Source organism: Rheinheimera riviphila (genome assembly GCF_004005945.1).
In the GTDB taxonomy this organism is placed as follows: Bacteria; Pseudomonadota; Gammaproteobacteria; order Enterobacterales; family Alteromonadaceae; genus Pararheinheimera; species Pararheinheimera riviphila.
Map to the genome: position 1 here is coordinate 19,158 of NZ_SACS01000006.1, position 13,737 is coordinate 32,894.

Genomic DNA, 13,737 nt, shown 5'->3' on the forward strand with positions numbered 1-13,737 from the left:
TTGTCTTTGTGAATAAGATGCATAATGAAGTCTTTGGCCGATCGCTGAAAAAGAAAAGGCTCCCGTAGGAGCCTTTGTCATTGATAAACAATATCTTAGACGTCGAGGTTAGCAACCCGCAGCGCATTCTCTTCGATAAATGCGCGGCGTGGTTCAACGTCATCACCCATTAAGGTGCTGAACAGCTGATCGGCACCAATCGCATCTTCGATGGTGACTTGCAGCATGCGACGGGTATTTGGATCCATAGTGGTTTCCCACAACTGTTCCGGGTTCATCTCACCAAGACCTTTATAGCGTTGAATATAAAGACCTTTTTTCGACTCCGTCATTAGCCATTCCAAACCTTCGACGAAACTGGTGACTGGTTTGATTTTCTCGCCACGACGGAAGAAACCACCTTCTTCCATCAAATCACGAATAGATTCACCTAAAGCAGCAATCCGGCCGTAATCAATTGAGGTGATAAAGTCATAATGCAGTACGTATTCGTTATCGATACCGTGCTGACGAATGACGATTTTTGGCAGGGTCAGATTGCGCTCACGATCTTCGGTGACATCAAACGCATAGCTCGAACCATCACCTTCTTTGTCTTGCAGACGTTTGGCCAGTTGTGCGACCCAGTCTTTGGTCCGCTCAGCGTCTTTTAACATCTCAACCGTAATGCCAGGCACATACACCAGCTCATTCAGCAGGTTTAATGGGATCTTACGGCCTAATCGTTCAATGGTTGCTTTACACTTGTGGTATTGAGTCACCAGCGCTTCCAATGGCGCGCCACCGATGCCAGGGGCTTCCGGGTTCACATGTAAGGTTGCTTCATCCAGCGCCAAGGTCGTCAGATATTCAGTCATCGCCGAATCGTCTTTGATGTACTGCTCTTGCTTACCCTTTTTCACTTTATAAAGTGGCGGCTGCGCAATATAGATATAACCACGTTCAATCAGTTCAGGCGTTTGACGGTAGAAAAAGGTCAACAGCAGCGTCCGAATGTGCGAACCGTCGACGTCAGCATCCGTCATCAGAATGATGCTGTGGTAGCGTGTTTTGTCCGGATTGTATTCTTCACGGCCAATGCCACAGCCTAATGCAGTGATCAGAGTGCCGACTTCTTGTGAAGAAATCATCTTATCAAAACGGGCTTTTTCCACGTTCAGGATTTTACCTTTCAGTGGCAAAATTGCCTGGTTTTTGCGGTTACGGCCCTGCTTGGCAGAACCACCCGCAGAGTCACCCTCTACCAGGTAAAGTTCAGATAATGCAGGGTCTTTTTCCTGACAGTCAGCCAGTTTACCCGGCAGACCTGCGATATCCAGCACACCTTTACGACGGGTCATTTCACGGGCTTTGCGGGCCGCTTCACGGGCACGGGCAGCGTCGACAATCTTGGTGACAATGATTTTAGAGTCGTTTGGGTTTTCCAGCAGATACTCGTTCAGCTTCTCGTGCATCACGCTTTCAACGGCAGATTTCACTTCGCTGGAAACCAGCTTATCTTTGGTCTGTGAGCTGAATTTTGGGTCCGGGACTTTAACGCTAATGACAGCAGTTAAGCCTTCACGTGCATCGTCACCGGTCGCCGACACTTTCATCTTCTTGGCATAACCTTCAGCGTCGATGTAAGTGTTCAGGACACGGGTTAATGCCGAACGGAAGCCAGCTAAGTGAGTGCCACCATCGCGCTGTGGAATATTGTTGGTAAAACAATAAATGCCTTCCTGGAACGAGTCATTCCACTGCATCGCTACTTCAACGGTAATGCCGTCGTCGCGGGTTGAGCAAAAGTAGAATGCTTTTGGATGGATTGCAGTTTTGGTGCGGTTTAAGTACTGCACAAAAGCTTCGATACCACCTTCGTATTTGAAATGGTCGCGCTTGTCATCACGCTCATCGGTCAGAATGATGCTGACACCTGAGTTCAGGAATGACAGTTCACGTAAGCGTTTTGCCAGAATATCGTAGTGATAATTGATGTCAGTGAAGATGGTATCACTTGGCCAGAACCGGATTTCAGTGCCGGTACCCTCTGTTTCACCAATCACTTTCAGTGCTTCGTCTGGCACACCTAACCGATAAATTTGGTTATGCACTTGGCCTTTGCGACGAATCGTCAGCTCTAATTTGTCTGACAGCGCGTTTACCACAGACACACCAACGCCGTGCAGACCACCAGAAACTTTATAAGAGTTATCGTCGAACTTACCACCGGCGTGTAATACCGTCATGATAACTTCAGCGGCCGATACACCTTCTTCGTGCATGTCGGTTGGAATACCACGGCCGTTATCACGGACCGATACCGAGTTGTCACTGTGAATAGTGACGAACACGTCGTTACAGTAACCTGCTAACGCTTCGTCAATAGAGTTGTCGACGACTTCGAACACCATGTGGTGCAGGCCAGAGCCATCGTCGGTATCTCCAATATACATACCCGGTCTTTTCCGGACTGCATCTAAACCTTTCAGTACCTTGATACTGGAGGAATCGTAATTATGTTCTTCGGCCATGTTCATCCGTCCGTACTATCTGCCCATGTTCCACGTGGAACAATCCAACCTCAGTGCCTGACACATGTGGCAAGACCTGAGCAGCTTCAATTGCAGTAATAAACACCTGCGAATTGATATGATGTAAAAAACTAAAGATAAAGCGCTTAGATTGGTCATCCAATTCCGAGGCTAAATCATCGATCAACAGCAGCGGCTGTTTATGGCCGCTGGAAAAAATTAGGTTACTTTGCGCAACTTTTAACGCAAACAATAAAACTTTCAGCTGGCCACGGGATAGAAATTCTTCGACATACTCGCCTTCGATTTTTATCCGTAAATCTGCTTTTTGTGACCCGAGTTGGGTGTAGCCCACTTTAAGATCACTTAAAAAGTTATCTTGCAGTTGCGCCAACAGTTCAGCCGCATCACCTTGTTTGTTTAACCAGCCAGCAACCAATTCAAGTTCCACCCCGGCTAACGCTTTGATGGGTTGCAATAGTGGCTGCAGCATCAGCGTCAGCTGGTTGATGTACAGCTGCCGCAGCTTTTGAATGGCAACAGCTGTGTCAGCAAGTTGCTGATCCCAAAACCGATAACTGTCGTTGTACTGTTGTTTGCTTTTTAATAAGGCATTACGCTGTTTTAAAACCTTATTAAACAACACCCAAAGTTCGTAGAAAGAAGGTTCCACGTGGAACAATCCCAAATCGAAAAACTGCCGCCGCTCTTTTGGCCCGCCAAAAAACAGTCTGAAACTTTCAGGCGTGATCAGTTGTACTGGTAACAAACTGGCGATATCGGCCATCCGCGTGACTTTTTCGCCATTCAGTTTTAACTGCCAATCGCCACTGCGGTCACGCTGCATGCCGACACTCAGTAACTGCAACGACCAATTTACTTTGCCATGCAATACCAGGTGCGATTGCTGGTTTCGGATCATCTTCTGTGCTTTGGCCGTTCGAAACGAACGACCATGCGCCAGCAAATAAATAGCTTCCAGCACACTGGTTTTGCCACTGCCATTTTCACCACAGATTAAATTCATCGAAGGTGAGAACTGCAAACTGGCTGACTGAATATTGCGAAATTCCGTCAGCTGTAACTGCGCCAGCGCCATGCGGTAAACGAATTACAAACGCATTGGCATCACGACGTACAAAGCGCCCTGATTGCCAACACCTTCAACCAACGAACTGGAGTTGGCGTCGCTCAGGTGCATAATGACTAAATCTGTGGCCAGTGTATTCAGCACGTCCAGCACATAACCGACGTTAAAGCCGATTTCCAGTGTGTCGCCCTGATACTCCACTTCAATCACTTCTTCCGCTTGTTCATGCTCTGGGTTGTTAGCAACAATCTGCAGCTCACCATTGCTCAAAGTGAAACGCACGCCACGGTATTTTTCATTCGACAAAATAGAAGCGCGGACACAAGCATCTTTTAGTACGGAACGATGCGCCGTGACTTGCTTAGAGCTGTTGCGTGGCAACACCCGGCGATAATCAGGGAAACGACCATCAATCAGTTTGCTGCTGAAACTAAACTGGCTATCCAGCAACCGGATATGATTTTGACCAATCGCCAAACGGATCAACTGGTCATCACTGGCCAGCAGTCGCATCAGCTCCAGCACACCTTTCCGTGGAATAATCACTTGTTTTTGCTGACCTGCTACCACCGGCAATTCCATCGAGCTGAGTGCCAGACGGTGACCGTCCGTAGCCACAGTTCTTAAAGTACCGTTGTCGACTTCAAACAATAAACCGTTCAGGTAATAACGCACATCCTGATTGGCCATCGAAAAGGCGGTATCGTCGAGCAACTTGCGCAGTTGCGCCCGGCTTAGTTCAAATTCAACTTCGCCTTGCCAGGATTCCAAATTTGGATAATCGCTGGCACTTAACGTAGCAAGGGTAAATTTACTTTTGCCGGTACTCACGATGCAATTGTCGCCTTGAACCGCAATATGCAGCGGCGAACCTTCCGGCAGTGAACGGCAGATATCCAATAACTTTTTTGCTGGAATAGTCACCCGACCGGTGCTCTGTACCTGCGTCAGCGGCACTGCAGCAACCAGTTCAATTTCCAGATCAGTCCCAGTGAGTGACAGCTGGTCCATCGAAACATCCAACAGCACGTTAGACAAAATAGGCAAGGTATGCCGGCGTTCAATCGCACCAGATACCATTTGCAGTGGCTTTAGCAGAGTGTCACGGTCAATGAAAAATTGCATAACCTTTCCCTATTAAGACGACAACGTCCGAATCAAATTCTGAAAATCTTCTTTAATTTCATGAGTTTCTTCTTTGAGAGACTCAATCTTGCGCACCGCATGCAACACCGTGGTATGGTCGCGGCCACCAAAGGCATCACCAATTTCCGGCAAGCTGTGGTTGGTCAGCTCTTTTGATAACGCCATCGCCATTTGCCGTGGCCTGGCCACAGAGCGCGAACGGCGTTTTGACAACAAATCAGCCACCCGGATTTTGTAGTACTCGGCGACGGTTTTTTGAATATTTTCAATGGTGACTAGTTTGTCCTGTAGCGCTAATAGATCGCGCAGCGACTCGCGGACAAAATCAATGGTAATAGGCCGACCCGTGAAATTGGCGTTGGCGGTGATCCGGTTCAGCGCGCCCTCTAATTCCCTCACATTGGAACGAAGACGTTTTGCCACAAAAAATGCCACTTCTTCCGGCAACCGAATATTGTTTTCCTGCGCTTTTCGCATCAGGATCGCAACCCGGGTTTCGAGTTCCGGTGGCTCGATCGCAATGGTTAAACCCCAGCCAAACCGGCTTTTCAGCCGCTCTTCCACGCCATCTATTTCTTTTGGATAGCGGTCAGAGGTTAAAATGATCTGCTGGTTACCTTCAAGCAAAGCATTGAAAGTATGGAAGAATTCCTCTTGCGAACGATCTTTTTTGGCAAAAAACTGAATATCATCGATAAGTAGCGCGTCAACGGATCGGTAATAGCGCTTAAATTCTTCGATGGCGTTATTTTGCAGCGCTTTAACCATATCCTGCACAAATCGCTCTGAGTGCATATAGATGACTTTCGCGTCTGGCTTTTTCGCCAGAATGCCATTACCGACCGCATGTAATAAGTGAGTTTTACCAAGACCAGTGCCACCATAAATAAAAAGTGGGTTGTAAGCGGTACCTGGATTGTCGGCGACCTGACTGGCCGCAGCGCGCGCCAGCTGGTTTGATTTACCTTCAACAAAGTTATCAAAGGTATAATTGGCACGAACATTACTGCGGGCAATGGTTTTTGGTGCTGGTTCAGCGACTTCAGGCGTTTGTACCGCCTGGGTAGGTGCAATATGGTTGGTGCGCGCAGGCACCGGGGCTTTGACAGCCTTTTGACTGCTGCCAACTTCAAAGCGTAAACGTGGCGCATGATCGCCACAATAATCATGGATCAGCTCATTGATCCGATTCAGGTATTTATCCCGAACCCAATCGAGCACAAAGCGGTTAGGTGCAAATAAGGTAAGCGCATCGTGAGAACTGTCGGCTTGCAATGGCCGGATCCACATGCTGAATTGCTGTGCTGGCAATTCAGACTGGAGTGCTTCAAGGCAATTTTGCCAGACTGACTGATACACCATATCTCCAAAAGCCCCGAATAATTATTATTTAGCAAGGCAGGCGTTATGCAAAGACCGGCATTATGGTCTGATCTTATCCACAACTGCAATATTGACTTTTTGAAAAAGTCTTCATTTCAGGCGAGAATAAGCTATCATGCTGTTTTTAAACAACTAATATCCATTATACAATTAAATAATACTCAAAGATTTGCAAAGACGATTCGGAAATATCGACGGTATAAATTGCATTTAATTCACATTTTATCCCGTGACAGATGCCAGCCTGTGGAAAACTCTGACTGATCAGCGCAAATACAAGGATCGGATCGTTATTTAACCAAGGATCGCATTGACAAATACCCACTTAGTCCTTAAAATTCGCGCTCTTTTGAAATCGCTGCGTTTTGGTACTTTACTAAAACACAGATAAACCTTAGTAAATATCGACCGGACGGACGAAGTTATGAAAAGAACATTTCAACCTAGCGTTTTAAAACGTGCTCGCGTTCACGGTTTTCGTGCACGTATGGCTACTAAAAATGGCCGTGCAGTATTAGCGCGTCGCCGTGCTAAAGGCCGCAAGCGCTTAACAGTCTAGTCAGATTATAAAGCGCTGCGTGGTCAGCTATACCTTCAGCAGGGAGTTACGTCTGTTAACTCCCCGCGAATTCGACAATGTCTTCCAGAACCCATTCCGGGTTGCGTCTCCTCTGTTCACCATCCTTTGTAAACCTAATTCTTCTATTAGCCCGCGTATTGGTCTGACGATCGCAAAAAAACGTGTTAAATTAGCCGTGCAACGCAACCGTATCAAACGTTGTGCCCGCGACAGTTTTCGTTTACATCAGCATCAGCTACCGCCGGTAGATTTGGTTTTGATGGTGAAAGGTGATATCAGCAACACGGATAATGAAGAGTTACACAAACAACTGGAGCGGTTATGGAGCAAAATCTCCCGCCAGTACCTCGCACTTCAGCCCAAGTCTTAATTAAGGCAATAACAGGCTATCAGCGTTGTATTAGTCCATTGTTTGGTCCCAGTTGTCGTTTCTACCCCAGCTGTTCGCATTATGCGATTGAAGCCTTAGAACGCTTCGGTCCAATAAAAGGCTGTTGGTTAACCACTAAACGCCTATTAAAATGTCACCCTTTACATCCGGGTGGTGATGATCCAGTTCCGGAAAAGCCAAAGAGATAAGCCCACACATGGAATCGCTACGCAGTTTTTTAGTTATTGCCCTGGCCTTAGTCAGTTTTTTATTATGGCAACAATGGCAGGTTGATTATGGTCCGAAGCCGGTTGTTGCAACGCAAGCTACACCAGCCACCCAAACCACCACCACGTCGGCTGATTTGCAGTTAAGCGGTGCAGTTCCAACGACGCCAGCTGCTGCAGTCACCACCGCGAGTGCAGTGCAATTAGTTGAAGTGAAAACTGATGTGCTGACGGTGAAAATCAACACCCAAGGGGGTGATATTGTTGGCCTGGAACTGCCAGGTTTTACCGTATCACAGGAGAACCCTTCTTCTTATCAGCTGATGCGTCAACTGAATGGCTTTGAATACGTGGCGCAATCCGGTTTACTCGGTGATGGTCCGGATGACAAAAAAGCCCCACGTCAAACCTATCAGGTTGCTCAAACCAGTTATCAGTTGGCCAACGGTCAGGCTGAATTGGTGGTGCCATTTACGTTACAGCACAATGGTTTACTGATTGAAAAACGGTTTATTTTCACTGCTGGCAAATATGATGTCCGGGTCGAATATTCAGTCACCAACCAGGGCGACGGCAGCAAAGTCGTGCAACCTTATTATCATTTCGCCCAAACCATCGATAATGGCGAAGGCAGCAACATGATGATGCCGGTCTATCGTGGTGGTGCCTACTCAACTGCTGAACAACGTTACGAAAAATTCTCGTTTGAAGATATGGCCGATGCCAACCTCAGCCTGAGTACCAAAGGCGGTTGGGTCAGTATGCTGGAGCACTACTTTGTTGCAGCCTGGGTTCCACAAGCCGAAGATACTAACCAGCTATACAGCTTAGTGTCAGGAAATTTAGGCGTTATTGGCGCACAAGGTCCACAATCCAGTATCGCGGTTGGCGAAACCAAAACTTTCAACGCAGTTTTTTATGCCGGTCCAAAAGATCAGGACAACCTGAAATTATTGGCCAATGGTCTGGATCTGACCGTCGACTACGGCATCCTGTGGTTTATTTCGCAACCGCTGTTCTGGTTCCTGCAATTTATCCACGGGATCGTTGGCAACTGGGGTATCGCGATTATCGCGATTACCTTACTGGTCAAAGGCGCTTTGTTCCCACTGACCAAAGTGCAGTACGAATCGATGGCGAAGATGCGCAATCTGAAGCCAAAAATCGATGAGCTGCAAGCTCGTTTCAAAGACGACCGTCAGAAGATGGGTCCGGCGATGATGGAACTGTATCGCAAAGAGAAAGTAAACCCGATGGGTGGCTGTCTGCCGATGCTCATTCAGTTACCGATCTTCCTGGCGCTGTACTGGGTGTTTGTGGAAAGTGTGGAATTACGCCAGGCGCCATTTATGCTGTGGATCACGGACTTATCGGTACAAGATCCATACTACGTGTTACCGGTACTTTACGGGATCAGCATGTTTATCATGCAAAAACTGACGCCGATGACCGTTACCGATCCAATGCAGGCGAAGATTATGCTGTGGATGCCAGTCGCATTCTCGGTGTTCTTCCTGTGGTTCCCAAGCGGATTGGTATTGTACTGGGTCGTCAGTAACTTAGTATCACTGGGTCAGATGCTCTATATCTACCGTGGTATGGAGAAAAAAGGCTTGTACGTGCGCGAAGCCAAATAACAAGCTTTGCTTACCCGCCTGCAAATGCCCATTTTGAAAATGGGCATTTTTTATTGGCCAGGATGGTTTTTTAAACCAAGAATATAGCAGCAGCCATTGTTGAACGGTCAGCCTCCAGCCACAACTTCAGCAACTCACAACCCGAGGTTTGTATGTACACCACAGATACCATCACCGCTCAGGCAACAGCTCCCGGACGCGCCGGCGTTGGCATTTTGCGGGTATCTGGCCCAGCGGCCAAAGCAGTGGCGCAAGCGGTGCTCCATCGATTGCCAAAACCTCGTGCGGCTGAATATTTGCCGTTTTATGACGCGGACGGTGCCGTTTTAGATCAGGGCATCGCACTGTATTTTCCGGGCCCGAATTCTTTTACTGGTGAAGATGTGCTGGAACTCCAAGGCCACGGCGGACCGGTGCTGCTGGATATGCTGCTACGGCGATTGTTGCAGCTAACCGGTGTGCGTATCGCCCGCCCCGGTGAATTTTCCGAACGAGCTTTTTTAAACGACAAACTGGATCTAACCCAGGCCGAAGCCATTGCCGATTTAATTGACGCCAGCTCTGAACAGGCAGCCCGTTCTGCCATGCAGTCATTGCAGGGTGAATTTTCCAATAAAATCCATGCGTTGGTGGAAAAAGTCATTTACCTGCGGATGTACGTCGAAGCGGCTATTGATTTTCCTGATGAAGAAATCGACTTTTTATCAGATGGTAAAGTGGCCGGCGATCTGGCCAGCATCATCAGCGATTTAACCGGCATTCAAAAACAAGCCACCCAAGGCAGTATCTTACGCGAAGGCATGAAAGTGGTAATTGCCGGCCGCCCGAATGCCGGTAAATCGAGCTTACTCAACGCTTTAGCAGGCCGGGAAGCAGCGATTGTCACCGATATCGCTGGCACCACCCGTGACGTACTGCGTGAACACATCCATATCGACGGGATGCCGCTGCATATCATCGATACTGCTGGACTACGTGAAGCCACCGATAAAGTCGAGCAGATTGGCATCGAGCGCGCCTGGCAGGAAATTCTGCAGGCCGATAGGGTGTTGTTTATGGTCGACAGCACCACCACCGACGCCACCAGCCCACAAGATATCTGGCCGGAATTTATTGAACGATTGCCAAAATCGCTTGGGGTGACGGTCGTACGCAATAAAGCGGATTTAACCGGTGAGCAAATCGGTGCCAATAGCGAAGGTGATACCCCGGTGTTTCACATTTCTGCGAAGACCAATCAGGGCATCGATGCACTGCGCGACCATCTCAAAGCCTGTATCGGCTTTGAGGCCTGCACCGAAGGCAGTTTTATCGCCAGGCGCCGTCACCTGGATGCTTTACAACGTGCAATGGAGCATTTAGACATTGGTGAATATCAACTGCACAATCATCTGGCAGGCGAACTATTAGCAGAAGAGCTGCGGTTAACACAACAGCAACTGAATGAAATCACCGGTGAATTTAGCTCCGATGATTTACTGGGACGGATATTTTCGAGTTTTTGTATCGGAAAATAAGCACGCTGACAACCCGCTACAGCTGGAACACTCTCTAAAACAACGCCGCATCAAATTGCGGCGTTGTTCATTTTTGCAAAAGACCCATCAACTTCAACGGGCATAAGTCGCGGTTAAGGTCTTTTTCGCCAGCGCACTGGCATTGAGCATATAACCAATAGTTGCAGCGTTGGCGTTATCTGGCACTGCCAGTTTCGCTTCCGGTAGCGCCCATAGCGTAAACTGATACCGATGCATACCGTGACCAGCTGGCGGGCAAGCGCCACCAAATTCTTTGATACCGTAATCATTGTTGAAACTACGGCTACCCGCAGGCATTTTTCCACCGGCAGAGCCAGCGCCCTGATTCAGACTTTGGGTATCGGCCGGGATATCAACCACTAACCAATGCCACCAACCAGCGCCGGTGGGTGCATCAGGGTCATAAGCAGTGATGGCGATACTCTTGGTGCCAGCCGGCAGGTTTTTCCATTGTAGCGCCGGAGATTTGTTGCCGCCGGCACAACCAAAACCTGCAAATTCAAAAGTATTGGCCATAAAATGACCTTCTTTAATATCCGGGCTGGATAACTCAATCGCGCTGGCTGATAACGAAGTCGCCAACAGAGCCAGCGCGCCGAATAATGGTTTCATAGGGTTTCCTTTGATGTTTTTTAGGTTCTGCAATCACTACGCTTACTGCAATATAAAACAAGTCAATCAACATGCCGCAAACGTCACCGCACAACCTTAGCTGACTGAATTTAATTTTGCCGCATTTTGTTGTAACCACTGATAAAACTGAGACTTCGGCAAAGCGCCAGCCAGCTGCGCAATCATGGTTCCTTGTTGAAACAACATCAAAGTGGGAATAGATCGGATCTGAAACTGCGCTGCCAATTGTTGCTGCTGTTCGGTATTAATTTTGCCAAAGCGGAAGTTTGGCTCCAGCTCGCGCGCAGCCTGGCTAAATACCGGCGCAAAATTAAGACAAGGTCCACACCAGCTGGCCCAGAAATCCAGCACTATCGGTAATTCAGACTTTTGCACCAGATTGGCAAAGTTTGCGCTGGTAATGTCCACGGGCTGACCACTGAACAACGGCTGTTTGCATTTACCACAAACCGGTGCAGCAGCTAGCTTTTCAGCCGGGATCCGGTTTAATCCGGCGCAATGCGGGCAGGCAATAATCATCAAAATTCTCCGGTAAGGCTAATTTGGTTGATCTGGGGTTGAACCACTATCGCTTCAAGGATGGGAGTCGCTAATTCATACACATAAAAAAACCGGCATCAAAGCCGGTTTTTCATGCAAGTACATCTTAATTGCCGATGTGACTCAGGGTATTACTCGCGGGTACGACGCTTCGGTGCAGCACCTGGACGTGAGCCGGCACCAGCTGGCGCTGATGAAGGACGACGTTCACCGGCTGGACGTTCAGTGCGTTCACCAGCAGCACTGCCGGTATCCACGCTGATGTTCAGCTTTTGCTTACGCACGTAAACCTTTTTCAGGTGCTGGAAGATTTCGGTTGGGATATCTGCCGGCAGCTCAACAGTCGAGAAATGATCAAACAGTTTAATGTTACCGATGAACTGGCTGTCGATATTGGCTTCATTGGCGATTGCACCAACGATGTCACCGGCACGAACGCCATGCTCTTTACCCACTTCAATGCGGTAAGTATTGTAATTACCCTGCATTTCGCGACGTGGACGTGGTGCGCGCTCTGGACGGTCACCTGAACGTTCTGGACGATCACCACGCTCAAAACGCGCTGGACGTTCGCCTGAACGCTCAGCTGGACGATCCGGACGGTCACCACGGGCGTGCGGCTCACGGATTTCCGGGAACTGCTTGGCCACGTTTAACGGCTGATCTTTTTGCGCCATAAACAACAAAGCTGCAGCTAAATCAGCATCGGTTGTTTCCAGCTTTTCACGCCAGTCATTGATTAAGTCCTGGAAGAAACTTAAGTTTTTCGCTTCGATGGTGTTGGCAAGCGTGGCACGGAAAGTTTCGATCCGACGTTGTTCAATCACTTCACCGGTTGGTAGCGACATTTTTTCAATCGGCTGACGGGTGGCAACTTCAATAGTGCGCAGTAAACGGCGTTCACGTGGTGACACGAATAAAATCGCTTTACCTTCACGACCAGCACGGCCAGTACGACCAATCCGGTGCACATATGCTTCACTGTCGTATGGAATGTCATAGTTAATAACCAGACTAATCCGTTCCACATCCAGACCACGGGCAGCAACGTCGGTCGCCACAATCACGTCAATCTGGCTGGCTTTTAAGCGGCGAATAGTTTGTTCGCGGTTGGCCTGGTTCATATCGCCATTGAGGCAAGCTACAGCATAACCGCGAGCACCTAATTTTTCGGCAATTTCCTCGGTGGCACTTTTGGTGCGGACGAAAATGATGCTGGCATCATATTCTTCACCTTCCAGCACGCGGGTTAACGCGTCCAGTTTCTGATTGCTGTCCAGCATCACATAACGCTGAGAAATACGCTCAACAGTGCTGGTTTTAGATTCGATTTTGATTTCATGCGCATTTTTTAAATGCTTTTGCGCAATGGCACGGATTTGCGAAGGCATGGTTGCTGAGAACATCGCAACCTGACGACCGGCTGGCGTGGCATCCATAATGGTTTGCACGTCATCGATAAAGCCCATCCGCAGCATTTCATCGGCTTCATCCAGCACGATGGCACGCAGTTTATCCAGCTTTAAGGTGCCGCGATCTAAGTGATCAAGGATACGACCTGGCGTACCAACGATGACTTGCGAACCGCGTTTTAACGATTTCAGCTGGTTAGTGTAACTTTGACCGCCATATAAAGGCAGCACATGGAAGGCTGGCATAAAGCGGGCATAAGCCTGGAAGGCTTCAGCCACTTGAATAGCCAGTTCGCGGGTTGGTGCTAATACCAGAATTTGTGGTTCATTTTGCGACGGATCAAGCCGTGCTAACAGTGGCAGCGCAAAGGCGGCTGTTTTACCAGTACCGGTTTGCGCCTGACCCAGTAAATCTTCTCCCGCTAACAGTTTTGGGATGGCCGCCGCCTGGATAGGCGATGGAGTTTCATAACCCAATTCTGTTACTGCACGTAACAAGGGTTCCGGCAGCATGAGCTGGGAAAAAGTCAGGGACTCAGACATATATTGTAAAACCTCAATAACACGCAGGCGATGGTGGTTGTGCTATTGTAGTTTTACAGAGCCTGCTTTGCTGTAAAAATACCCCAAACGTACAAAAAGCATGGCTTTGCACGTTTTTATTCCAG

The 13,737-nt window shown here is 48.5% G+C and carries 12 protein-coding genes; 5 read left to right on the forward strand and 7 right to left on the reverse strand.

The genetic code is table 11. From position 1 onward, the window contains the following. Positions 1-95 precede the first annotated feature (95 nt). The 4 genes from gyrB to dnaA are packed head-to-tail and all read right to left on the reverse strand — an operon-like array spanning position 96 to position 6,108. Entirely contained in the window at positions 96-2,513 is a 2,418-nt protein-coding gene (gene gyrB / locus EOE67_RS07295; RefSeq protein ID WP_127698384.1) for a DNA topoisomerase (ATP-hydrolyzing) subunit B, read from the reverse strand. Continuing rightward, positions 2,497-3,612 carry a DNA replication/repair protein RecF gene (recF, locus tag EOE67_RS07300; protein WP_127698385.1) on the reverse strand — a complete coding sequence of 372 codons (1,116 nt, stop codon included), beginning with the start codon at positions 3,610-3,612 and terminating at the stop codon, positions 2,497-2,499. The genes gyrB and recF overlap by 17 nt, the downstream gene beginning before the upstream one ends. Before the next feature lie 12 nt (positions 3,613-3,624). Next, complete coding sequence (dnaN, locus tag EOE67_RS07305) at positions 3,625-4,728, reverse strand: DNA polymerase III subunit beta (RefSeq protein WP_127698386.1); 1,104 nt, start codon at positions 4,726-4,728, stop codon at positions 3,625-3,627. Between the two features lie 12 nt (positions 4,729-4,740). Then, positions 4,741-6,108 (reverse strand): chromosomal replication initiator protein DnaA, encoded by a 1,368-nt coding sequence (gene dnaA / locus EOE67_RS07310; RefSeq protein WP_127698387.1) that lies wholly within the window; start codon positions 6,106-6,108, stop codon positions 4,741-4,743. Positions 6,109-6,556: 448 nt separating this feature from the next. Between dnaA and rpmH the strand changes: the two genes are divergently transcribed. The 5 genes from rpmH to mnmE all read left to right on the forward strand — a co-directional run bounded on the left by rpmH (position 6,557) and on the right by mnmE (position 10,463). Next, positions 6,557-6,691: a 50S ribosomal protein L34 gene (rpmH, locus tag EOE67_RS07315; RefSeq protein ID WP_082971935.1), complete on the forward strand. Its 135-nt coding sequence runs from the start codon at positions 6,557-6,559 to the stop codon at positions 6,689-6,691. A 19-nt stretch (positions 6,692-6,710) separates the two neighbouring features. Beyond that, positions 6,711-7,082, forward strand: a complete 372-nt coding sequence (gene rnpA / locus EOE67_RS07320; RefSeq protein WP_127698388.1) for a ribonuclease P protein component — start codon at positions 6,711-6,713, stop codon at positions 7,080-7,082. Continuing rightward, positions 7,034-7,291: a membrane protein insertion efficiency factor YidD gene (yidD, locus tag EOE67_RS07325; protein WP_082971936.1), complete on the forward strand. Its 258-nt coding sequence runs from the start codon at positions 7,034-7,036 to the stop codon at positions 7,289-7,291. The genes rnpA and yidD overlap by 49 nt, the downstream gene beginning before the upstream one ends. Before the next feature lie 8 nt (positions 7,292-7,299). Continuing rightward, positions 7,300-8,946, forward strand: coding sequence for a membrane protein insertase YidC (gene yidC, locus EOE67_RS07330; RefSeq protein WP_127698389.1), 1,647 nt, complete (start codon positions 7,300-7,302; stop codon positions 8,944-8,946). A 152-nt stretch (positions 8,947-9,098) separates the two neighbouring features. Next, a complete protein-coding gene (mnmE, locus tag EOE67_RS07335) occupies positions 9,099-10,463 on the forward strand; it encodes a tRNA uridine-5-carboxymethylaminomethyl(34) synthesis GTPase MnmE (protein WP_127698390.1) in 1,365 nt (454 codons plus the stop codon). A gap of 93 nt (positions 10,464-10,556) precedes the next feature. Here the strand turns inward: mnmE and EOE67_RS07340 are convergent, their stop codons facing one another. From EOE67_RS07340 to EOE67_RS07350, 3 genes are all read right to left on the reverse strand, one after another. Beyond that, positions 10,557-11,096 (reverse strand): YbhB/YbcL family Raf kinase inhibitor-like protein, encoded by a 540-nt coding sequence (locus EOE67_RS07340; protein WP_127698391.1) that lies wholly within the window; start codon positions 11,094-11,096, stop codon positions 10,557-10,559. 96 nt (positions 11,097-11,192) lie between these two features. Next, positions 11,193-11,636, reverse strand: coding sequence for a thioredoxin TrxC (trxC, locus tag EOE67_RS07345; RefSeq protein WP_127698392.1), 444 nt, complete (start codon positions 11,634-11,636; stop codon positions 11,193-11,195). A gap of 152 nt (positions 11,637-11,788) precedes the next feature. Beyond that, positions 11,789-13,612 (reverse strand): DEAD/DEAH box helicase, encoded by a 1,824-nt coding sequence (locus EOE67_RS07350; RefSeq protein ID WP_206099509.1) that lies wholly within the window; start codon positions 13,610-13,612, stop codon positions 11,789-11,791. Positions 13,613-13,737: the final 125 nt, after the last annotated feature.